Consider the following 219-nt stretch of genomic DNA (forward strand, 5'->3'; position numbering starts at 1 on the left):
GTGCCGGCCAGCGCGACGACGAACCCCTGAACCAGCACCGAGCCTCGCTCGTCTGGAAACTGCCACAACGTGGCCGCGGCCACCACCGCGCAGAGCGGCGCCGCGACCAGCACGCGCCGGACCGGCAGCGCCGCACCACCGGCCATGGCCACCAGGAGCCACACCGGCGACCAGGCGCTCCACATCCACGAACCCGCCAGCACGGTCACAGCCAGCGCC

Annotated in this window: 1 protein-coding gene; it reads right to left on the reverse strand. The window is 74.0% G+C overall.

Features of this window, described 5'->3' with window-relative positions:
- Positions 1-219 (reverse strand): hypothetical protein (locus IG69_RS22610; protein WP_169742117.1); only part of this gene is annotated, 219 nt, incomplete at both ends.

The sequence above is a fragment of the Phycicoccus jejuensis genome, from assembly GCF_000720925.1.
Classification (GTDB): domain Bacteria; phylum Actinomycetota; class Actinomycetes; order Actinomycetales; family Dermatophilaceae; genus Phycicoccus; species Phycicoccus jejuensis.